Consider the following 20,192-nt stretch of genomic DNA (forward strand, 5'->3'; position numbering starts at 1 on the left):
CAAGAAAACAGGGGTTTAAGAATACGACACTTCGCTTTTTAAACAAACGTTATGTTACAGTTTTTTGCGTTAAAACAGGGTGAGTTTACGGTCAAAAACTGGGATAAAAGCAAAATGGCTTATATACTAGTTCGCTTATTTTATTATAAAAATAACCGGGAAACTCCATGAATAAGCACCAACGACATCTTTTCTGGCTTGCGCCAGTGTTGTCTATGCTGATTTATCTTCCATTCGCCAACGCAGCAATAAATCAAACAAAAGGCGATTTTGAAGATAAGTTCCGTCAGCTAGATGAATCTCTTCCTACCCCAAATGTATATCGAAATGCAGCGGGTGAGCCAGGTCATCAATACTGGCAGCAGCAAGTAGACTACAAAATTGACGTTAAACTGATTGAAGATACACGCCGTATTGAAGCCAGTGAAACCATTACCTATCACAACAATGCACCAGATACGTTGAAGTATTTATGGATCCAATTGGATCAGAATAAATTCCGCGACGATTCTATGTCTGCCCTTACCACTACGTTTGGTGGCATTGGTAATCGTGGGCCAGCAACACAATCTGCAAGTGGTGGTAAACCTGCACAGTTGAGCATGGCAGCACTTCGCCGCCAACAGTTTGTTGACGATAACGAATTGGGTTACACCATTTCACGGGTGCAAGACAGTGCAGGTAACGATTTACACCACGTTATCGTTGGTACGCTAATGCGTGTAGATTTAGCGCAACCGCTTCAACCTAAAAATAACGTCACCTTCGATATCGATTTTGCATTTAATATTGTTGAAGAAGACGCGGTTTCTGCTCGTGCGGGTTACGAACATTTCCCAGATGATGAACGTGAAGGCGGTAACGATATTTTCTTGCTGGCCCAATGGTTCCCTCGTCTAGCGGCTTACACCGATTACGAAGCATGGACAAACAAAGAATTTATTGGCCGTGGTGAGTTCACTTTAGAATTCGGTAACTACGAAGTGGATATTACGGTTCCGGCCGACCATATCGTTTCTTCTACCGGTGAGTTACAAAACGCTGATGACGTACTAACGAAAACCCAGCGTAACCGTTTGAAAGAAGCGGAAGATGCTGACCGTATTGTATTCGTTGTTACCGCTGAAGAAGCGCTAGAGAACGAAAAAGCAGGCACCAACAAGCAAAAAACATGGCGTTTTAAAGCTGACAACGTGCGTGATTTCGCATGGGCTTCGTCACGTAAATTCATGTGGGATGCCCGTGGTTACCATCAAGGCGGCGACGTTCAGCCGTTAGTCATGGCGATGTCTTTCTACCCGAAAGAAGGTGGCGAGCTTTGGGAGAAGTACTCTACTGAATCTATCATCCACACTATGGATGTTTATAGCCGCTTTAGCTTTGATTATCCGTACCCTGTTGCCCAGTCAGTCAATGGCCCTGTTGGCGGTATGGAATACCCAATGATCACCTTTAACGGTCCACGCACCGAGCTACGTGACGATGGTTCTCGTACTTACTCTTTATCTGAAAAACGCTTCCTTATTGGCGTGGTTATTCATGAAGTGGGTCATATTTACTTCCCTATGACCGTAAACTCTGATGAGCGTCAGTGGACATGGATGGATGAAGGCTTAAACAGCTTCTTAGACGGTGTTGCTGGACGTGAATGGGATCCTACTATTCCATGGGGCGTTGAACCACGTGACATTGTTAGCTACATGAAGTCTGAAACCCAAGTACCTATTATGACCCAGTCTGATTCGGTACTTAAACTAGGCCCTAATGCTTACACTAAGCCAGCCGTAGCGCTGAACATTCTTCGTGAAACCATTCTTGGCCGTGATTTGTTCGACTTCGCCTTTAAAGAATATGCACAGCGTTGGATGTTTAAACGTCCTACACCTTCTGATTTTTTCCGCACCATGGAAGAAGCCTCTGGTGTTGATTTAGATTGGTTCTGGCGCGGTTGGTTTTACACTACTGACCACGTTGATATCAGCCTAGATAGCGTTTACAAACTTCGTTTGAACACTGAAGATCCTGATATTGATTTCGCCCGTGAGCGTGAAGCCGAACTTGATAAGCCTAAATCACTTACCGACATTCGTAACAAAGAAGAAGGGAAAGAACTTTGGGTAGACCGCTTCGATGACATTAAAGACTTTTACGACGAAAACGACCGTTACACAGTAACCAACAAAGAACGCAACAAGTACCGTAGTTTCTTGAAGAAACTTGAGCCTTGGGAACGTAAAGCGTTTGAACGTGCAGTTCGTGAAGACAAAAACTACTATGTACTCGACTTTAGCAACAAGGGCGGCTTAGTTATGCCGATTATTCTTGAGCTAGCATTTGAAGACGGCACAACTGAAGAAATGCGTATTCCTGCTGAAATTTGGCGCCGTACACCGAAAGCGGTAAGCAAGCTTATTGTCACTGAAAAGGGCAAAGAGCTAGTAAGCGTAACGGTTGACCCACATTGGGAAACGGCTGACGTAGATGTTGAAAACAACCACTATCCGCGTCAAATTATTCCTTCACGTATTGAAGCGTACAAGTCTAAGCCTCGTAACACTTACGAGTATCGCGATCTAATGAACGATGTAAAAACCGAGCTAAAGACCGACGATGACGAAGACGAAGATGACAATTAAGGTTATGCCTTTTCAGTTGTCTGCTAAAAACCACAAGCAGGGCCTAACGGCGCTGCTTGTGGCCGTTTTTTTATGTACCGGCTTATTCAGTACTTGGGCTAACGCGCACCAAGTTAAAGCTGCTATCACTACGGTGTTGTTCAACCCTCGAACGCAAAACATTGAAGTAATGCATCGCTTTAACCTGCACGATGCTGAGCACGCCGTAAAAGTACTGTTTGATAAGCACGCCGACATTATGGAAGAAGAGAAAACCCAGCAAGCGTTCGCTGATTACGTAAGCAACCATTTTGCGCTGTTAAACGGTGAGGAAAAATCATTAGATTTAGGTTTGGTAGGTTTTGAGTTAGATGGTAATCACTTTTGGGTGTACCAAGAAACCGCTCAACCGCCAGCGTTAGATGGTTTGATGATTCGTCACGATGCTTTACGTGATTTGTGGCCAACACAAGTTAACACGTTAAATGTAGAAGGGAATGGGCCTTTAAAGACCCTTACTTTCACCGACAACGTGACCTTGCTGGAAGTGGAGTTTAGCGGTGACCATCATTAATGCACTAACCGCATGATGAACGTGTTACTTAATCTTTATTCAACTTTCTGTTACTGATTTAAAGCACTGCCACTTCGCAGTGCTTTTTTGTATCCCCCTGAAGTCTTATTCCCATTTGCGTAAATCTCGCCTAAGTTAACCTAGTACCGTGCTTTTATATCAATCGGTTTGTATCAATCAATGAATTGTCGATTTTTATAAAAAGGGCACGAATATGGGCATGCTTTTAACTTACACCATGGGGACTTTCCATGAGCGACAATACCACCACCAATGCGTTTTCCAACAACAAGAATATTATGTGGGTGCTGCTTAGCGGCGCCATGGCGCTTACCTTCATTGTGATGATGTTTTTACCTAACAGCGGCACAGGTGAGGGCATGATAGCGGTTTACTCTGCCATGCTATGGTGTGGCATCTTTGGCGCGGCGTTATTTCGTTATATGACAAAAAATGGCTGGGTAGGGTTTGCAATAGGCAGCGTAGTTGGCCTTATACTACAAATGGTAGCTCAGATAGTCTAAACGCCTATATTGAGCACAGGTAGTTTTATCCCCTGTCGAGTAGCTAGCGCTTCGTAACACCTTACTGCGGCGCCATATAACTAAGCAATTTACAAAAATTTAAGAAGTAATCGACCAGCGACTCTTTGGCGTATAAATAGTATTAACAGTCAGGTCTCACAGGTTGAGCCTCACAGGTTGGTCCTCAAAGACTGAACTTCAAACGTTGGGCTTCATTGAATGAAGCTGCCTGCGTTTCAAAAAAGATTAAAGGCTTCCAAGGTTACTTCATGGCAAAAAATACCAATGAACGCAAAGCGCGAGCAGTACCATCTTCACGTATTGGGAGAGTAGGGCGCTTAGGTGCCTTGGCAGGCAAAATTGCGGGAAATGTTGTTACCAATGGTGCCAGCCAATGGATAAAAGGCGAACGCCCCGCGCTTAGCGCATTGCTGTTGACCCCTAAAAACATTACCAATATTGCCAACCAACTCGCCACCATGCGTGGTGCAGCCATGAAGCTAGGCCAGCTTATCTCTATGGACACTGGCGACTTTTTACCGCCAGAACTCGCTACTATATTAGCCCGGCTGAGGGAAGATGCCGATCCTATGCCAAAAGCACAATTAAATGCCACGCTAAACGCCCAATGGGGCGAAAGTTGGCATGATGATTTACTGTATTTTTCTTATGCGCCCGTTGCCGCAGCGTCTATTGGTCAGGTACACAAAGTGATTACAATGGACGGGAAAATGCTGGCAGCGAAGGTGCAGTATCCTGGTGTACGTAAAAGTATCAGTAGCGATGTTGATAACGTAGCAACACTCATTAAACTCACAGGTTTAGTACCGAAATCGTTAGATATTGGCCCGCTGTTAGAAGAAGCAAAAATTCAACTTCATCAAGAGGCCGACTATCACCGTGAAGCCAGCATGCTAACGCGGTATAAAGACGCGGTAGCGCAGCATAATGATACTGAGCTCTCCCACCAATTTGTTATTCCCAGTGTTCATCCACAGTTAACAACCGATTCTGTGCTGGCAATGGACTTCATCGAAGCGAGCCCCCTTGACGCGGCGATGAACGCCCCCCAAGAAACTCGCAACCGGTTAATGACATCTTTATTCAAATTATTTTTTAATGAGATATTTGGCTTTAGGCTGCTTCAAAGCGACCCGAACTTAGCCAACTATCGATATAAAGAAGATACTCAGCAATGGGTATTGCTGGATTTCGGGGCAACGCGAGAAGTACCCGATGATATTGCGCTGGGCTACCAAGCACTGCTTCAAAGTGCGGCCAGCGGCAGTCAACAAGACATGCAACACGCAGCCCTACAGATTGGCTTAATAAATCAAGAGCATAGTGATGCACAGCGAGACCTTGTTATAGCATTAGGAATGGAAGCGTGTGAAGCCATTAGAGAAGACGGCCCCTACGATTTTGGCAATAGTGACTTGTTACCAAGGCTACACGACAAAGGTGTGGCGTTAACCATGCAGCATGATTTTTGGCATACACCACCGGTTGATGCCTTGTTTATTCATCGCAAGTTAGGGGGGCTTTACATGTTGGCTAAGCGATTAGACACACAGGTTAATATGCGCGCTGCCGCAAAGCCATGGCTAACGCCTTGATATTACAGCCCTGAGGTTAAGCCATTGAGATTAGGCAACTGAGATTAAGAGCCTCGCCTTTGCAGCCGCCCAAGTATTACGGGGCAGCTATAACGCTAGCAACATAAAGATTAATAAGGTAACGCCATGCTAAATGGCAGCGCCATTTGCTCTGCACTTTTGGGTGGGTTACCAATCATTTCGTCGTAAGGGGAGTCATGTTTCATAACGGCTTGCTGCACGCTGCAGTGGGAAAACACTTCTCGTATCTGGCCGGTACTGAAAAAACGCATAGGTCGGTCCTGCTTGTCGTATACCATGCCGCTTTTGTCTCCCACGGTTAGGTACACTAAATAAACGTTCATTTCATACGACTGAACTTCAAGATAATCGATGCTTAAAGACTTACCTTCAATCTGGGTAAAAAGAAACTTGTGCATAAATGCCCCTCAGCGCACGTAAATTAGCCGGTAATTTTTTTGATAATTTATACGCTAACTTTTACGTTACTGGGGACAAACAGGTTCATTACGATGATATTGATACTTGGGTATCGGTATTCTCTGAAGATACGCTTTCAGCCATATTGCTGAGTGTTACGCTAGAGCGCACAGCTCTAACGAGCATGATCATACTGACCAAACACGCGCCACCGAATATGGCCGCAGGAATAATAAGCCCACTTCCTAGCCACATCAGTGGAAATATCAGTAGTCGAGGCCCCTCTAGCGCTAATGCTAACTTTGAGCCGGCTAAGATAAACCCATTTTGGATGCTCATTGCGACTATTGTCGCCACCAATATTAATTGGTGGGCTCCACTTAATGCTTGAATAAATAGTAATAAATAAACGGTGATACACAGCAAAATAACGTGTTGTGCCACACTGTAATAAGTAACCGGGGCAGCCAATTTAGGGTGAAATTTTTTAAAGGAGGCTAGTGGCGCTTTTTCGAAAGGAAAGCGTTCGGCCACATCGGAAGGTCGCCACCCTGTGCGGCCAAACCATACACGAAATTTATCTTGCCAACGTGAGGTGTAAAAACTGTCTTTGGCTAATTGACTATATAGCTGTGCATTTGCCCAAAAAGGATTAAAACTTTTCAATGCACCGCGAATGCCGAATATCGGTTTGTCACTTTCTAGCTCTGGAATAAAGGTATTAAATAAACGATCCCAGATGATGAAAACGCCACCATAGTTTTTATCGATATAAACGCGGTTTTGGGCGTGATGAACACGATGATTCGAAGGCGTAACAAACCATTTTTCCATCCAACCTAATTTATCAATATGCTGTGTATGAACCCAAAATTGATATACTAAGTTAAGCGCACCAATCGTAATTATCATCTCTGGGGGAAAACCTATAAGCGCTAAAGGCAAATAGAAAACCCAGCTGAAAATAGCACCGCTCGTTTGCCGCAATGCGGTAGTAAGATTATAGTCTTCACTGGAGTGATGCACCACATGGGCGGCCCATAAAATGCTCATTTCATGGCCCATACGGTGATTCCAATAATAGAAAAAATCGTACAATATGAATGCGGCTATCCATACCCAAGGTGAATAACTCAGCTCGGTAAACGCAAAAGCGTTAAACACCAATACGTAAAAAGTAAGCGGTATAAGTTGATGCCCAATTGCCATTATTCGCGATAATACGCCCATGCTTAAACTGGTAATCGCATCGTTGGCACGATAGTGACCTGTTTTTTTCCGTTTATCGACAAGTATCTCAATGGCGATAAGAAGAATGAATAAAGGAATAGCAAAAAGGATAACAGTCATAATATCTACGCTTTTTAAATTCACTCAAATTGTTAATAAAATGTATAAAATAAGCAAGTTATTTTACATTTCACAGCAAAATTAAAGAATATATTGAACAATGACACCAAAGTTTTCCTTTTCTAGCGTTTCATAGCACGTGATGCTCTCGCTAAGAAATTGCTACAAATTGCGATCGAATTGCGAACCAATTACGTTAAAAAGTGTTCTAAATAAGGAAATTACCTTCATCAGAGAACAATTCTCTTGCGTGATATCCAAATATTGGGTGTTATCTCTGATAGTATTATTATTAGATCAGTTATTGCAGCGGAGATATTATGAGCGAATCGTCAGAAAAGCGTACGTTAGGTCCCCATTTTCTTATTATCGGGGTAATAATTGTAGTCATCTTGGCTCTCGTGTTTTGGCCTTCGAAAGAAGATGAGCCCGTCGCCCCCGAACCTGAGGTTGTTCAACCAGACGTAGAAGCGCCTGTTGAAGAAGTACCCGACGTTTTTGAAACTAAGCCAGCTCCGCCACCATTAGAACTTGAAGAGCCTGATGAAGTCCCGCCAATGCCGGAGCCGGTCGAGCCAGACCCTGAGCCGTTAGATGTGAGCGACCCAGCCATAAAATCATCGCTAGTGGATATTTCTACCGCCACTGACGACAGCGTTAACCGCATGATTGTGAATGAAGGTTTATTGCAGCGTTTCGTGGTCTCGGTCACCAACTTAGCGAATGATGAAATGGCGCCCAATCATCAGTTGCTAGCGCCGCCTGAACAAACCTTCCGTGTTTACTCTCAGGCTGGTAAGCAATGGATTGATGCCGCTAGTTATAAGCGCTATACGCCTTATGTAAACATGCTCGAGTCTTTTGAAAGCGAAGCTTTGCTTGGTATGTACGATATTTACAAAGGCGATATTCAAGATAAATACGCTGAAATTGGCGAGTCGAATAAAAACTTCAATGAAGTTGTACTCGATGCTATCGATCAATTACTCGATACACCTGAAGTGCCAGTACCGGTTGAAGTTTACACCGATTCAGTTACCTATAAATACACTGACCCTCGCTTAGAAAATCTAAACGAGCCACAAAAGCAGTTGCTTCGTACAGGCCCAGATAATATGCGCCGTATAAAAGCGAAGTTGCGTGAAATTAAACTATTGCTTGAAGAAAATGGATCTAACTAGATTTCAACAGCAATTGAAGGGCACGTCTGACAAGGCGCGCCCCCTTCCGCCAGTGGAAAAGTGGAACCCTCCTTTTTGCGGCGATATCAATTTAACTATCGCGCTAGATGGCCGTTGGTTTTATGAAGGTAGCCCTATCGGCCGAGCAAGTTTAGTGAAGCTATTTGCTTCCGTGCTTAAAAAAGAAGAGGACAGTTACTTTTTGGTTACCCCTGTTGAGAAGGTGGGAATTACCGTAGAAGACGTGCCTTTTTTGGTTACCGAGTGGCGTTTTGATAACGATAACTTGGAGCTCACCACGCAAACGGGCGACATCGTTACACTGACCTCGGCGGAACAACTTAGCTTGCGAAAGCCCCCCGCCGACTTGCAAGATACTGACGCAACACCCATTCCCTATGTTTTAGTTAGACGCAACTTGTGGGCGCGTTTACATCAGAACGTTTATTACCAACTGCTTGAGCACGCTACCGAACAACAAACTGATCAAGAAATGCAATTCGTGGTTACCTCGAATACGATTCCTTTCGTTATTGGCGCTTTGCCCACCAAGTAGTAGTCAAAGGCTTCGGAGTTATGCTTCATAGTCAGGATTTAGAGTCAGGCTTCGCTGAAAATCTTTGGTTAAAAGTCTCTGGTCAAATGCCGAGGCAGAATCCCATGCTGGCGAAGGGATGCCGCTCAGTTGTACTGAGCATTTATAAAAGCTCGGTAAGTAAAATGGCTTCCGATAAAATAGCATTGGTAAAATAACGCAAAGTTTTGCGTTAGCCTTACTGGTGTTCTACATTGGTTCTTCGTCTATTCACACATCATAAGAAGAACCACCATGAAAAAGACACTGACTTCATTAGCTATTTCCTTAGGATTAGCAACGCTAGGCACAGTAGCCCTTTCAGCGCCTGCACTTTGTGCCACCTTAGTGCATGCGGGTAAAGCATTCACCGGTACGTCAGATAAACTCAAAAGCGAAGTGACCATTGTTATCGACGGCAATAAAATTACATCGGTAGAGTCTGGCTATAAAGCGCCTTCAGAATCAGACACGGTTATCGATTTAAAGCACGCCACAGTAATGCCTGGTTTAATGGATATGCATGTTCATCTATCTTCACAGCATGGCGGCCCTCAAACCTATTTAGAGCGCTTTTCATTGAATGAAGCTGACTATGCGCTTAAAGCTGCTAACTATGCTGAAATTACGCTAGATGCCGGATTTACGACGGTGCGAAATTTAGGGGACGGCTATCATGAAACCGTATCTCTTCGAAATGCGATAAGTAAAGGTTATGCCACTGGCCCGCGTATATTCACGGTAGGAAAATCAATAGCTACCACTGGCGGGCATGCCGACCCTAGCAACGGATTATCTCACTTACTGCGTCCAGACGTTGGCCCTGAACAAGGCGTGGTTAACGGCGAAGTAGAAGCTCGGGAAGCCGTTCGGTCTCGTTATCAAGACGGTGCAGATTTAATTAAAATCACTGCCACCGGCGGGGTATTAAGCGTAGCGAAAAGCGGCCAGAACCCTCAGTTTATGACCGATGAACTAGAAGCTATTGTTCAAACCGCAAAAGATTACGGTATGACGGTAGCGGTTCATGCTCACGGCAAAGAAGGCATGAAACGCGCCATTATCGCGGGTGTAGATTCTATTGAACACGGCACCTATATGGATGACGAAGTGCGTGATCTAATGAAACAAAAAGGGACTTACTATGTGCCAACGATTTTGGCAGGTAAATTTGTTGCCGATAAAGCCAAGATAGACGGCTACTTTCCTGAGCTAGTGCGCCCTAAAGCGGCGGCAATTGGCCCGCTTATTCAAAATACCTTTGAAAAAGCCCATAAAGCAGGCGTAAAAATTGCTTTTGGTACAGACAGCGGGGTTTCTGCACATGGCGACAACGCGCAAGAATTCGCCTTAATGGTTGAGGCTGGCATGTCTGAAGCAGACGCAATTTTAAGCGCCACCGCTAACAGCGCAGCATTACTGGGTGTTAGCGATACCTTAGGCACCCTAGAGGCGGGAAAACTGGCTGACTTAGTGGCCGTAGTAGGTAACCCGTTAGAAAACATATCGCTATTAGAAAGTGTGTCGTTTGTGATGAAAGACGGCAAGATTTACAAACAATAATGGAAAGGCCTTGAGTATCAGGGCCACATTAATTTCAGGGTAGTACAAAACAAAAGATGGCACTGAGTAAAAAGGTAAAGAAAAAGACGAAGCAACTCGTAGACTCCAAACACATGCTCACCGGCATTACGTTAGCGTCTTTTTTAGAGTCGACCATTGTGCCAGTGCCACTTGAAGCGGTTATGGTGCCATTGATGCAAGCGCGCCGCGATAAGCTATGGTTAATAGCCTTTATGGCAACCTTAGGCTGTGTGGTAGGCGCATTATTCGGCTATGCGATGGGATACTATTTATTCGACTTAGTGGGCCAGTGGGCAATAGATACCTTTTTCAGCCAACAACAATTCGACAATGTTAAACAACAAATGCAAAACCAAGGGTTTTGGTTTGTTATGACATTAGGTATTGCTCCCATTCCCTTTCAAGTGGCAATGCTGGCAGCAGGAGCCACCAAATTCTCCCTCGGCCTTTTTCTGTTAGCTACTGTAATTGCGCGAGCCATCCGGTATTTTGGCTTGGCTGCCGTGGTGTATTTTGCCGGAAACAAAGCCGAACAGATTATTAAGAAATATAAATTTGCCGCCATCGCAGTACTCACCGTATTGGTCATTGGCACATGGTTTACGGTTAATATGTTGAAAGGCTAGTTGTTTTTCTGGCGCGACTTAACGCGTATTTGAATCGCTAATCTGCTTTGTACATTACACAGATAAATTTTTTCAATTTTACATTTGATAATAATTCTCATTTGCACTAATGTAGTTTTTAGGAGGTGCAAATTATGAATTTACAACGGTTATGCCCGGTCTACAGGAAATGGTTGCAGCTAAACCCTTCACATGCCCGCGAGCACAGAATAGCTATGCAGGTACAAACGCAACAAGCTCATCAAGCAGGCAAGTATAACGAGGCGAGGAGCCTTGGTTATCAAACCTTCGAAGCCGCTAAAGTTGTCCTTACCGCATTGCAGCCGGTAAACGATACAATAGATAAATCTATTCACGAAGATGTCTTGGCCTTTGGCACTATGGCCATGTATCTATCCTCGTTGTTACACAAAGAAGATAAAAAGCTCGAAGCGCATCAAATTTTGCAAGAGTGCCACCAGCAACTTATCGCCATACTTCCTTTGCATGCCAGTAAGCCCTCGGTATGTAAGCTTATTTACGCTATACAGGTTGCGCTTGAACAAGGTAGTGGCGCTATGCCAGCCGAACATCAGCAGGCGCTCATGTTGCATTAGCGATATAAGCTATCAACGGTAAAACAAACTCCATGAATGCGAGGGACATCAGCATGACAGTAGAAAACTTTCACGACAATAATGATTTTATTTCACTTAACGTTAAAGCATCGGTGCTTCGAAAAATGTTAAGCGGCCAAAACTTGCATGTGTCTGATATTCATTGCAACTGCTCTCGCAGCAAACAGCAATTGCAGCAACTACTGTTACAAGCCGTAAGTGGTAACGACGAATAGGTACTTGCAGCTAGATGCATGTAGTATTCATGTAGATGACAGCAAGCATGGCGCGCTGTTGTCCCCATACTGATTTACTTCTTACGGTTGATTTTTCACGGTTGGATTCTCTACGCTTAGTCTCTTCACGCTTTTATTAATGGTTCGATTCTTGAAAGTCTCACAAGACAATTTTCAATTATACGAACGAGGAGCGCACCGTGCGCGATACATCAAACTGGCTTTCAGCCGTTGCTAGCGCAGGTTACAGCGCAAAGACCATCATGTACTCCATGCTGGGGCTCTTTATTCTTTCCTCGGTAATTACTGCCGCTGACCGTGAAAAAGCGACACAAGAACAAGTATTTGTCACGCTCAAGTCACAGCCATTTGGGCAAGTGCTTCTAGGCATTTTAATTGCGGGATTAGTCAGCTACGCACTGTGGCGGTGGCTTCAGAGTATTTTGAACACTGAATCGTTAGATATGACAAAAGCCAAAGACATCATTATGCGGGTATTTTTGTTCGTATCTGGCTTATTTTATATTGGTGCCGCGTTCTTGGGTGCAAAAGTACTTATTGGTGGTCACACGGGTGGCAGTTCTAGTGGTGGCGATTCAAAAGGCGAGCAGGTAAGCCAGCAGCTTATGCAATATCAGTGGGGTATCTACTTAGTCGCGGCTATTGGCGTTGGCATTTTAGTATTTGCTTTTATGCAGTTTAAGCACGCTTACAAAGCCGATTTTTTGAAGAAGTTTGAACAAGATAAGCTCACCGGCCAGAAGAGAAAAACTACCACTGTTGTGGGCAGAATAGGTTATTTCGCCAGAGGAATAGTGTATTTATTAGTAGGTAGCTTTTTTGTGGTATCAGCGATACAAAGCGACCCGTCTGAAGCGGGTGGATTACAGCAAGCGCTACAAACCCTGACTCAGCAAACATTCGGACTCTACATGCTAGCTGCCGTGGGAGTTGGGTTTATTATGTTCGGTATCTATTGTGGGTTTGAAGCTAGGTATCGACGAACCTAGCCGAGGCCTGTAAGCCTACAAACCCTTTTTGATCACATACTGATAAGGCATGGCATCGGTTTGTGATGCCACCAAGGTGTGCTCCATAAATCGACAAAAGCTGGGCACATCACGTGCCGTTGAAGGGTCATCTGCCGTTACCGACAAGGTTTGACCGTCTTCCAGCTTACGTATTTGTAAACGCACCATCATTACAGGTTCTGGACAACGAAGCCCCAACGCGTCTAAATGCGTTGTGGCTTCATCAAAGGCTTGTTGAAATTCAGACGCCATACTTAAATACCGTAGGTTTCACGGTAAGTATTTATCGCCTTAATTTCATCCGCCATGTTGTCTTGCTCGGTTAAGTAAGTCACAACGTCGGCTAACGTGACAATAGCAATCACGGTAGTACCAAAATCGCGCTCTACTTCTTGAATAGCAGACAGTTTGCCTTTACCGCGCTCTTGCCTATCTAGGGCAATAAGCACACCTGATAAGCTCGCTTTGTGCTGCTCTATCAATGTCATAGATTCACGAATAGCCGTACCAGCAGTAATCACGTCATCAACTAACATAATGCGACCTTCCAGCGGGCTACCTACTAAGTTGCCGCCTTCACCGTGGGTTTTCGCCTCTTTGCGATTAAAGCAGTAAGGCACATCACGATGGTGGCTGTCGGCTAAGGCTACCGCAGTCGTTGTAGCAATAGGAATGCCTTTGTAGGCAGGGCCGAAAAGTACGTCGAATTCAACCCCAGCATCCACTAATGCATCGGCATAAAAGCGCCCCAACTTTGCTAAGTCGCCGCCAGAGTTAAATAACCCCGCGTTAAAAAAGTATGGGCTTACACGGCCAGACTTTAAGGTGAACTCACCAAATTTAAGTACACCACGTTCAATGGCAAATTCAATAAAACTGCGCTGAAACGCTTTCATGATAACTCCTTACGCCAGTGCTGCTTTTTGAATGTCGAACAATTCACGCAAGCCGTGCTTAGCAATAGTTAGCATTTCATCAAGCTCTTCAAACGCAAACGGTTCGCCTTCTGCAGTACCTTGTACTTCAATAAGCTTACCTGTTTCTGTCATGACGATATTCATGTCAGTTTCAGCAACTGAATCTTCGGTATACTCAAGGTCAGCGATAGGCGTACCTTTGTAAATACCTACCGACAATGCCGCAATCATGTGCTTCAGTGGATTCGCTTTCAAAATACCTTTACTGCGCATATACGTTAACGCATCAACCAAGGCCACACATGCACCTGTAATAGAGGCAGTACGTGTTCCGCCGTCAGCTTGAATAACATCACAATCAAGCGTAATGGTGTTCTCGCCCAATAGTTTTAAATCTACTGCGGCACGAAGCGAGCGAGCAATAAGACGTTGAATTTCTAGCGTACGGCCACCTTGCTTACCACGTGCAGCTTCACGACCACTACGAGTATGAGTAGCGCGAGGTAGCATGCTGTATTCCGCCGTGATCCAGCCTTTACCTTGGCCCTTCATGAAACGAGGCACACCTTCTTCAACCGTAGCGTTACACAACACCTTAGTGTTGCCGAACTCCACCAGCACTGAGCCTTCAGCGTGACAAGTGTACTGACGAGTAATAGTAACTGGGCGAATTTGATTGGCGGTTCTGCCGCTTGGACGCATAGAGTTCTCCACGAGATGAATGCTTATAAAAGAAATAGTTTCAGCAAGTAGCGCACTTAATATTGGGTAAGTGTGCAGACAAGCCTGAGTTTGGGGCGTAAGTATAACGCACTAATACCAGCTGTTAAAAACGAACTTTCGCCCTTTTAACATATCGAACTCTTATCAATGTAGGCTACTATAGTGAATACAAGAAAACCTGCCTTAAGATTATGATGACACAATGCGCGAAAGCGGGTTGTTTTTGCAGGCTTTCATTTGCAAAAAATGCAATAAAAGGACCATTTATGATTTACAGCATGACCGCATTTGCGCGGGTAGAAACTAAAAAAGACTGGGGATCGGCCGTATGGGAAATACGCTCAGTTAACCAACGTTTCCTAGAAACCTACTTCCGCTTACCCGAGCAATTCCGCTCTTTAGAGCCGGTGCTTCGTGAACGTTTCAGAAAGAAACTAGCGCGCGGTAAAGTAGAGTGCGCTTTACGTTTCACCGCCAACGATGCTGCTGTAACCAAACTTAGCCTTAACGAAGCACTAGCTAAACAAGTGCTTCACGCCGCCGACTGGGTGCAAGCCCACGGGCAATCAACCGGAGTTAACCCGCTAGACGTACTGCGCTGGCCTGGCGTTATTGCTGCCGAAGAAGCCGACATGGACACCATTCATGGCGACGTAATGGCCGCGTTCGACCAAGCACTTACCGACTTTATAAGCGCCCGTGCCACCGAAGGCGAAGCGTTAAAAGGCATGATCACTCAGCGCTTAGACGCCATTGAAGTAGAAGCCGAGAAAGTGACCGCCCGTATGCCTGAAATTATGGTGTGGCAGCGAGAAAAAGTACAAGCACGCTTCGAAGAAGCCAAAATTGAGCTAGATGCCGGCCGCTTCGAACAAGAAATGATTATGCTAGCGCAAAAGGTCGATGTTGCCGAAGAGCTAGACCGCTTAAACGCTCACGTAGTAGAAACACGCAACATTCTTAAAAAGGGCGGGGCAGTCGGCCGTCGTTTAGATTTTATGATGCAGGAATTTAACCGTGAGTCGAACACACTAGGGTCAAAATCAATTAATACCGACATTACCCAATCAGCCGTTGAACTTAAGGTATTGATTGAGCAAATGCGCGAGCAGATCCAGAATATTGAATAGAGCTCACTAACGCTTAGTGAATCGAACAATAAACGTAGAAACCTCGCTATACCGCGAGGTTTTTTGCTTTAGCCATAAGTGCATATTTAGACTTCCTCCAACCTATAGTTACAAATCAAAAGTGATTATTTGAGCTATATGTCCGTTGCTTTATATTTAACTAACAAGTGAGTAAATCAGTCGTACTCAATAGCAGTAATTTCAATAGGGGCAGTGGATGTTTTCAATTTGTGTAGAGCGCGTTATCGACAAACCGATAGACTTTGTTTTTGCCAAGTTAAGTGATCATGCAAACTATGCGCAATTTAAGGGCGTGGAAGCATCTAACCTTATTTTTAAAGGTAAGCTGGAACAAAATGGTCTTGGTGCTGTGCGTGAGATTATTGCGGGTGGGGCCAACTTGCATGAAGAAATAGTTGCTTACGATCCTCCCTATAAGCTCGGTTATAAAGTGGTGAAATCGAAGCCGCTTCCTTACGACCACCAGTTAGGCGAGATTACGTTAAAAGAAATAGATGGCAAAACCCATGCTACATGGCGCTCGGTAGGCCACATCACCATTTTTGTGTTAGGTAGTTTATATTTCGATAAACAAATTCAAAAAAATGGGGGCAAAGCCTTCGGCAGTATTCTTAAGCAGATTGGGAATATGCCTAGCTAAACGATAACCCTCGCATTCGCACTATGGGCGAGCTTAAGCAGAAAGTACTTTCACAAACTTCGCCCCTAGCGCTAATTCAATATCAGGCTTTGCCTTCAATCAAAAAGTGATTACTGATTGTACCGGCCTGGCGTCCTTTTAAATGTGGAAGATAAGCTGGGTCTGACATAAACGCTTTACCAGCATCGACAGATGGCCATTCAATAATAACCCGTGCAGCTTCTTGATTACCGCTACCTTCTAGAAATTCGTAGTTGGTGCTATTGGCTAAATATACCCCACCATGTTTCGACACTATGTCACCTACGCTTTCCATATATGCAGGAACCCAACTGTCATCTTTAACGATTACATCCAATACTGAATAAGCTTTCATCTGGCTACTTTCCTATATAAAAAATACTTGTGCACCACGCTAGGGGGCAAACTATGCAAACGCTGTTAATAAAGGCTACTGGTAAAAAATGATTAGCAGTATCTTCTACTCATTTAGGCGCTAGTGCGTAATGTTGGCTGTAGCATAGCAGTTCACCAAAAATTGATAATTAGCCTAATCATTGAATGAGTTTATGGTGAAACAGGATAATCATGGCCATTTTTTGATTACAGATAGCTTCTTGATTACAAATACTTCTCAAGAAAATCGTGATGAGAAGGCAGCGCCGATACTTGATTATCTACCTGCTGCTTCAAGCCTGCTAGAAAACGCTCAAGTTCGGTTTCAGACATTTCATCGGCTACCCGATGATACTGCTGTGGCAACAAGCCTTGCCCCATCATAACTTGTGTCCATGAATCGACACGGAAGATATCCCCATCATCTAGAAACACTCTTCCGGTTTGTTTAAATAGGTTTATTTTGTGGGTGAGAGAAGGGGGGATTTCCATGCTTTTGCAGTGATCCCAGAACGGACTGTCTTCTCGGTTAGTCACCTTATAGTGCATCACAATAAAATCGAGAATGGCTGCCATTTCACTGTCGTACTTATTGTTGTATTCATCTACCGTCGATTGGGTTATTCCATCAAATGGAAACAAGCGCATTAGGCGAACAATACCCGTCATGATCAAGTGAATGCTGGTTGACTCCAATGGTTCGATAAAACCGCTGGCTAACCCTAATGCTACACAGTTTTTATTCCACCCCAATCGACGCTTACCTGGCGTGAACCTTATGATTCTTGGTTCGTTTAGGGTATCGCCTTCTATAGCATCTAATAAGGTGTTTTTGGCTTCGTCATCGCTCATATAATTGCTGCAATAAACCAATCCATTACCCACCCGATTTTGAAGCGGAATTTTCCAGCGCCAACCCGCAGTATGTGCCACACTTTTTGTGTAGGGGATGGGTGCACCCGTCGACGCGGTTTGCACTGCTAAAGCGCTGTCGCAGGGAAGCCAATGGCTCCAGTTTTCATACCCCGTATGAAGCGCCTTTTCTATCAATAGTCCCTTAAATCCCGTGCAATCGATAAATAAGTCGCCAGCAATTTCTTTATCATCCGATAACTTTATACTTGTTATACACCCCGTTTGTGAGCATTTACTTACATGCTGAATATCACCTTCAATATGGGTCACTCCCGCCTCTACTGCCAGCCCTTTTAAAAAGCGACCGTAGGCCACGGCGTCAAAGTGATAGGCGAAGTTCATTGGCATGCGTTCGCCGTAGGCAAACTTCCCCTCTTTCGCGGCTTTTAATTCGGTGCAGTAATCACCGAAGTCACCACCAAAACCCAGGTTTTTTGCTCGTAACCAAAAGTGATGAAATTCGCCTGCCCAGCACTCTCGACCTGTTACCCCAAATGAATGGATGTAACTGTGATTTTGCTCTCGCCAGTTTTCGAATTCTATGCCCAATTTGAAGGTGGCATTGGTGGCACGCATGAAGGCTTTTTCGTCTATACCGAGGAGCTTGTGGAACGTACGAATAGGGGGGATGGTCGCCTCGCCAACACCAACAATGCCGATATCTTTTGATTCTACCAGCGTAATGGAAAGGGATTTGCCGAGTAATTTTGAAAGCGCTGTCGCCGCCATCCAGCCAGCGGTGCCACCACCTGCAATCACGACACGCTTTACTGGGCTAGTTTTCGCTCCCGAAGTGTTTGAATTATCGGAATCCGATGACATCATGGCGAGGTCCTTCTTTCTTGTCGTTATCATTTGTTGTGGTTTCTTTCTCTGCATGATGAGAAATGGCGGTGAGTAAATCGCGGTTAGTTGGCAATCCAGCAAGCAATTGGCGTTTGCCTTGTTGTAAGCTCTGTTTTACCGCGAAGGCTTTATTCACCATGTCGCTGTTTTTATCAAGCTGCCTGCCATTGGTGTGAAAACCCATTCCATACAAAATGTACTGATAGCTTGCTGAGGGAAAGATCTCTTCGTTTTCAATAAGGTCGTAACGAGAGGGGGCTTGGTACTGCCATAAATCGAGTAAGGCGTTTAGCGAGTCTGGAATGCTGTTTTCGCTTCGCTGCGCCTTCCAATATGGCTCTGTTCTCTCGCTTAATACATAGTGTAGTTTTAAAAAGTCGATAACTCTTTCCCAGCGATAGGTAAAACGCTGATTGTAACGCGTGGCCACGTGGCTCATGTGTTTTCGGTTCTGCGGAAACTGATCGCACAGCATGCGAATACCCAATTCAACCATCGCAATTGCCGAGGCCTCTAACGGCTCGATAAAGCCTGATGACATACCCATACCAATACAGTTATTTACCCAAAACTGCTTTCGGTAGCCTGGGTCGAACTGTAAATGTCTATAGTTGAGGTTCTCTATCTCAGTTTTAGGCAACTGCTTCGCTAAGTGTTCGCGCAGTATAGATTCTGCATCTTCCTCACTCGCATACTCACTGGCATAAACTAGCCCCACACCACGGCGGTGTTGCAAGCCAATATCCCACGTCCATCCGCAGGTTTGGGCTGTGGCGATTGTCGTTGAGGATATGCTGTCGGCTGAGCCCTCTATATCGCTGCTGCCATAAGGTACTTGTGCGGCCACAGCGCGGTTATTTAGCAGCACCGATGACACTGAGTGCCAAGGTACATGGTAATGTTTATCGATTAACAGCCCTTGTTGACCACTACAATCAATAAACAAGTCACCCTTAATTGTATCGCCGCGTTCAGTCACCAGCGCCTCAATATCGCCATTATCTTGTGTAACCACGTTCGCAATATGCGCTTGCGTGTGCTTTACACCTAAGCTGGTTTTACAATGGTTTGTAAGCAGGGTCGCTAATGCGGAGGCGTCAAAATGATAGCCGTAATTCAGTACGTAAGCATATTCAGGCGTGGAGTTTTGCTTTGGTGCTAGTCCAGCATGACAAATATCGGGTTGTAAGCAAAAGCTTTGCTCAAACGATTCGTTACTGAAAAACTGTTGCCAGCAACGGTGAATATCAAGTTCAGTATAGCCTGTGGGTGTAGTGAAAGGGTGTTGATAATTATCATTTTGTTGACCGTTTCGCCAGCCAGCAAAGGTAGAACCTTGTTTGAAGGATGCATTACAGCAAGTAAGAAATTCTGCTTCCTTGATACCTATTTCTTGAAGTGTATCGCGTAATGAAGGCCAAGAACCTTCCCCCACGCCAATACTTGGCACATTAGGCGACTCCACCAGCGTTATATTAATTGCGCTTTCGTCACTGTTGCCGCTGCGATTACCCAGCCTAGCGGCTAATACTCCAGCGCACAGCCAACCAGCGGTTCCACCGCCCACAATGACTACATGCTTAATAGGTTGGTTCGACACTGTTTATCCCTTTTTCATTAAGTGTAGAGGGCTTGTTTCTTTATTGCTAAGCGTTGTGTTTACTTTACTGTTTTATT

General features: G+C 44.8%; 22 protein-coding genes. 14 read left to right on the forward strand and 8 right to left on the reverse strand.

Features of this window, described 5'->3' with window-relative positions; translation table 11 throughout:
* Window positions 1-215: 215 nt before the first annotated feature.
* The 4 genes from AVL57_RS19480 (at window position 216) to AVL57_RS19495 (ending at window position 5,329) form a co-directional block, all read left to right on the forward strand.
* Window positions 216-2,636, forward strand: a complete 2,421-nt coding sequence (locus AVL57_RS19480) for a M1 family metallopeptidase (RefSeq protein ID WP_138118180.1) — start codon at window positions 216-218, stop codon at window positions 2,634-2,636.
* Window positions 2,626-3,189, forward strand: a complete 564-nt coding sequence (locus AVL57_RS19485) for a DUF6702 family protein (protein ID WP_171008976.1) — start codon at window positions 2,626-2,628, stop codon at window positions 3,187-3,189. Before AVL57_RS19480 ends, AVL57_RS19485 begins: the two co-directional genes overlap by 11 nt.
* 251 nt (window positions 3,190-3,440) lie before the next feature.
* Window positions 3,441-3,713 carry a hypothetical protein gene (locus AVL57_RS19490; protein WP_057795120.1) on the forward strand — a complete coding sequence of 91 codons (273 nt, stop codon included), beginning with the start codon at window positions 3,441-3,443 and terminating at the stop codon, window positions 3,711-3,713.
* Between the two features lie 269 nt (window positions 3,714-3,982).
* Window positions 3,983-5,329, forward strand: a complete 1,347-nt coding sequence (locus tag AVL57_RS19495; protein ID WP_057795118.1) for an ABC1 kinase family protein — start codon at window positions 3,983-3,985, stop codon at window positions 5,327-5,329.
* A gap of 110 nt (window positions 5,330-5,439) precedes the next feature.
* On the opposite strand, the gene AVL57_RS19500 is transcribed toward AVL57_RS19495, so the two are convergent.
* Window positions 5,440-5,748 (reverse strand): DUF6482 family protein, encoded by a 309-nt coding sequence (locus AVL57_RS19500; protein ID WP_057795116.1) that lies wholly within the window; start codon window positions 5,746-5,748, stop codon window positions 5,440-5,442.
* An 88-nt stretch (window positions 5,749-5,836) separates the two neighbouring features.
* Entirely contained in the window at window positions 5,837-7,099 is a 1,263-nt protein-coding gene (locus AVL57_RS19505) for a sterol desaturase family protein (RefSeq protein ID WP_057796500.1), read from the reverse strand.
* Window positions 7,100-7,419: 320 nt separating this feature from the next.
* On the opposite strand from AVL57_RS19505, the gene AVL57_RS19510 reads away from it, so the two are divergent.
* From AVL57_RS19510 to AVL57_RS19540, 8 genes are all read left to right on the forward strand, one after another.
* The gene (locus AVL57_RS19510; protein ID WP_057795114.1) at window positions 7,420-8,280 is read left to right on the forward strand and encodes a DUF3014 domain-containing protein; all 861 of its coding nucleotides are present in this window, start codon (window positions 7,420-7,422) and stop codon (window positions 8,278-8,280) included.
* A complete protein-coding gene (locus AVL57_RS19515; RefSeq protein WP_057795112.1) occupies window positions 8,267-8,836 on the forward strand; it encodes a DUF1285 domain-containing protein in 570 nt (189 codons plus the stop codon). The genes AVL57_RS19510 and AVL57_RS19515 overlap by 14 nt, the downstream gene beginning before the upstream one ends.
* A 20-nt stretch (window positions 8,837-8,856) precedes the next feature.
* Complete coding sequence (locus tag AVL57_RS21235; RefSeq protein ID WP_156454874.1) at window positions 8,857-9,033, forward strand: hypothetical protein; 177 nt, start codon at window positions 8,857-8,859, stop codon at window positions 9,031-9,033.
* 76 nt (window positions 9,034-9,109) lie between these two features.
* The gene (locus tag AVL57_RS19520) at window positions 9,110-10,417 is read left to right on the forward strand and encodes a metal-dependent hydrolase family protein (RefSeq protein ID WP_057795110.1); all 1,308 of its coding nucleotides are present in this window, start codon (window positions 9,110-9,112) and stop codon (window positions 10,415-10,417) included.
* Window positions 10,418-10,473: 56 nt separating this feature from the next.
* A complete protein-coding gene (locus tag AVL57_RS19525; protein WP_057795108.1) occupies window positions 10,474-11,064 on the forward strand; it encodes a YqaA family protein in 591 nt (196 codons plus the stop codon).
* 215 nt (window positions 11,065-11,279) lie between these two features.
* Complete coding sequence (locus AVL57_RS19530; RefSeq protein WP_231885025.1) at window positions 11,280-11,660, forward strand: hypothetical protein; 381 nt, start codon at window positions 11,280-11,282, stop codon at window positions 11,658-11,660.
* 53 nt (window positions 11,661-11,713) lie between these two features.
* Window positions 11,714-11,896 (forward strand): hypothetical protein, encoded by a 183-nt coding sequence (locus tag AVL57_RS19535; RefSeq protein WP_057795104.1) that lies wholly within the window; start codon window positions 11,714-11,716, stop codon window positions 11,894-11,896.
* Window positions 11,897-12,096: 200 nt separating this feature from the next.
* Window positions 12,097-12,906, forward strand: coding sequence for a DUF1206 domain-containing protein (locus tag AVL57_RS19540; protein ID WP_057795102.1), 810 nt, complete (start codon window positions 12,097-12,099; stop codon window positions 12,904-12,906).
* 15 nt (window positions 12,907-12,921) lie between these two features.
* Here the strand turns inward: AVL57_RS19540 and tusA are convergent, their stop codons facing one another.
* From tusA to rph, 3 genes are read right to left on the reverse strand one after another with little or no spacing between them, the layout of a single operon-like run.
* On the reverse strand, window positions 12,922-13,179 hold the full coding sequence (gene tusA, locus AVL57_RS19545; RefSeq protein ID WP_057795100.1) for a sulfurtransferase TusA: 258 nt from the start codon (window positions 13,177-13,179) through the stop codon (window positions 12,922-12,924).
* A gap of 2 nt (window positions 13,180-13,181) precedes the next feature.
* Window positions 13,182-13,823 carry an orotate phosphoribosyltransferase gene (pyrE, locus tag AVL57_RS19550; RefSeq protein ID WP_057795098.1) on the reverse strand — a complete coding sequence of 214 codons (642 nt, stop codon included), beginning with the start codon at window positions 13,821-13,823 and terminating at the stop codon, window positions 13,182-13,184.
* 9 nt (window positions 13,824-13,832) lie between these two features.
* A complete protein-coding gene (gene rph, locus AVL57_RS19555; RefSeq protein WP_013786776.1) occupies window positions 13,833-14,546 on the reverse strand; it encodes a ribonuclease PH in 714 nt (237 codons plus the stop codon).
* Window positions 14,547-14,833: 287 nt separating this feature from the next.
* Between rph and AVL57_RS19560 the strand changes: the two genes are divergently transcribed.
* Complete coding sequence (locus AVL57_RS19560; RefSeq protein WP_057795096.1) at window positions 14,834-15,697, forward strand: YicC/YloC family endoribonuclease; 864 nt, start codon at window positions 14,834-14,836, stop codon at window positions 15,695-15,697.
* 217 nt (window positions 15,698-15,914) lie between these two features.
* Window positions 15,915-16,358 carry an SRPBCC family protein gene (locus AVL57_RS19565; RefSeq protein WP_057795094.1) on the forward strand — a complete coding sequence of 148 codons (444 nt, stop codon included), beginning with the start codon at window positions 15,915-15,917 and terminating at the stop codon, window positions 16,356-16,358.
* Between the two features lie 82 nt (window positions 16,359-16,440).
* Here the strand turns inward: AVL57_RS19565 and AVL57_RS19570 are convergent, their stop codons facing one another.
* The 3 genes from AVL57_RS19570 to AVL57_RS19580 form a co-directional block, all read right to left on the reverse strand.
* Entirely contained in the window at window positions 16,441-16,734 is a 294-nt protein-coding gene (locus AVL57_RS19570; RefSeq protein ID WP_057795092.1) for a DUF1330 domain-containing protein, read from the reverse strand.
* Window positions 16,735-16,979: 245 nt separating this feature from the next.
* Window positions 16,980-18,494, reverse strand: a complete 1,515-nt coding sequence (locus AVL57_RS19575) for a tryptophan halogenase family protein (RefSeq protein WP_057795090.1) — start codon at window positions 18,492-18,494, stop codon at window positions 16,980-16,982.
* Window positions 18,472-20,115, reverse strand: a complete 1,644-nt coding sequence (locus AVL57_RS19580) for a tryptophan halogenase family protein (protein ID WP_057795088.1) — start codon at window positions 20,113-20,115, stop codon at window positions 18,472-18,474. The genes AVL57_RS19575 and AVL57_RS19580 overlap by 23 nt, the downstream gene beginning before the upstream one ends.
* Window positions 20,116-20,192: the final 77 nt, after the last annotated feature.

The sequence above is a fragment of the Alteromonas stellipolaris genome (assembly GCF_001562115.1).
Taxonomy (GTDB): Bacteria; Pseudomonadota; Gammaproteobacteria; order Enterobacterales; family Alteromonadaceae; genus Alteromonas; species Alteromonas stellipolaris.

What these genes read in the sequence shown, in the direction of transcription:
- AVL57_RS19530 (WP_231885025.1), top strand. Translation starts at nt 11,280, where the DNA reads ATGCAGGTACAAACGCAACAAGCTCATCAAGCAGGCAAGTATAACGAG.
- AVL57_RS19480 (WP_138118180.1), top strand. Translation starts at nt 216, where the DNA reads ATGCTGATTTATCTTCCATTCGCCAACGCAGCAATAAATCAAACAAAA.
- AVL57_RS19565 (WP_057795094.1), top strand. Translation starts at nt 15,915, where the DNA reads ATGTTTTCAATTTGTGTAGAGCGCGTTATCGACAAACCGATAGACTTT.
- AVL57_RS19535 (WP_057795104.1), top strand. Translation starts at nt 11,714, where the DNA reads ATGACAGTAGAAAACTTTCACGACAATAATGATTTTATTTCACTTAAC.
- AVL57_RS19510 (WP_057795114.1), top strand. Translation starts at nt 7,420, where the DNA reads ATGAGCGAATCGTCAGAAAAGCGTACGTTAGGTCCCCATTTTCTTATT.
- AVL57_RS19560 (WP_057795096.1), top strand. Translation starts at nt 14,834, where the DNA reads ATGATTTACAGCATGACCGCATTTGCGCGGGTAGAAACTAAAAAAGAC.
- AVL57_RS19525 (WP_057795108.1), top strand. Translation starts at nt 10,474, where the DNA reads ATGGCACTGAGTAAAAAGGTAAAGAAAAAGACGAAGCAACTCGTAGAC.
- AVL57_RS19485 (WP_171008976.1), top strand. Translation starts at nt 2,626, where the DNA reads ATGACAATTAAGGTTATGCCTTTTCAGTTGTCTGCTAAAAACCACAAG.
- tusA (WP_057795100.1), bottom strand. Translation starts at nt 13,179, where the DNA reads ATGGCGTCTGAATTTCAACAAGCCTTTGATGAAGCCACAACGCATTTA.
- AVL57_RS19505 (WP_057796500.1), bottom strand. Translation starts at nt 7,099, where the DNA reads ATGACTGTTATCCTTTTTGCTATTCCTTTATTCATTCTTCTTATCGCC.
- AVL57_RS19515 (WP_057795112.1), top strand. Translation starts at nt 8,267, where the DNA reads ATGGATCTAACTAGATTTCAACAGCAATTGAAGGGCACGTCTGACAAG.
- AVL57_RS19495 (WP_057795118.1), top strand. Translation starts at nt 3,983, where the DNA reads ATGGCAAAAAATACCAATGAACGCAAAGCGCGAGCAGTACCATCTTCA.
- pyrE (WP_057795098.1), bottom strand. Translation starts at nt 13,823, where the DNA reads ATGAAAGCGTTTCAGCGCAGTTTTATTGAATTTGCCATTGAACGTGGT.
- AVL57_RS19575 (WP_057795090.1), bottom strand. Translation starts at nt 18,494, where the DNA reads ATGATGTCATCGGATTCCGATAATTCAAACACTTCGGGAGCGAAAACT.
- AVL57_RS19520 (WP_057795110.1), top strand. Translation starts at nt 9,110, where the DNA reads ATGAAAAAGACACTGACTTCATTAGCTATTTCCTTAGGATTAGCAACG.
- AVL57_RS19500 (WP_057795116.1), bottom strand. Translation starts at nt 5,748, where the DNA reads ATGCACAAGTTTCTTTTTACCCAGATTGAAGGTAAGTCTTTAAGCATC.
- AVL57_RS19490 (WP_057795120.1), top strand. Translation starts at nt 3,441, where the DNA reads ATGAGCGACAATACCACCACCAATGCGTTTTCCAACAACAAGAATATT.
- AVL57_RS21235 (WP_156454874.1), top strand. Translation starts at nt 8,857, where the DNA reads ATGCTTCATAGTCAGGATTTAGAGTCAGGCTTCGCTGAAAATCTTTGG.
- AVL57_RS19570 (WP_057795092.1), bottom strand. Translation starts at nt 16,734, where the DNA reads ATGAAAGCTTATTCAGTATTGGATGTAATCGTTAAAGATGACAGTTGG.
- rph (WP_013786776.1), bottom strand. Translation starts at nt 14,546, where the DNA reads ATGCGTCCAAGCGGCAGAACCGCCAATCAAATTCGCCCAGTTACTATT.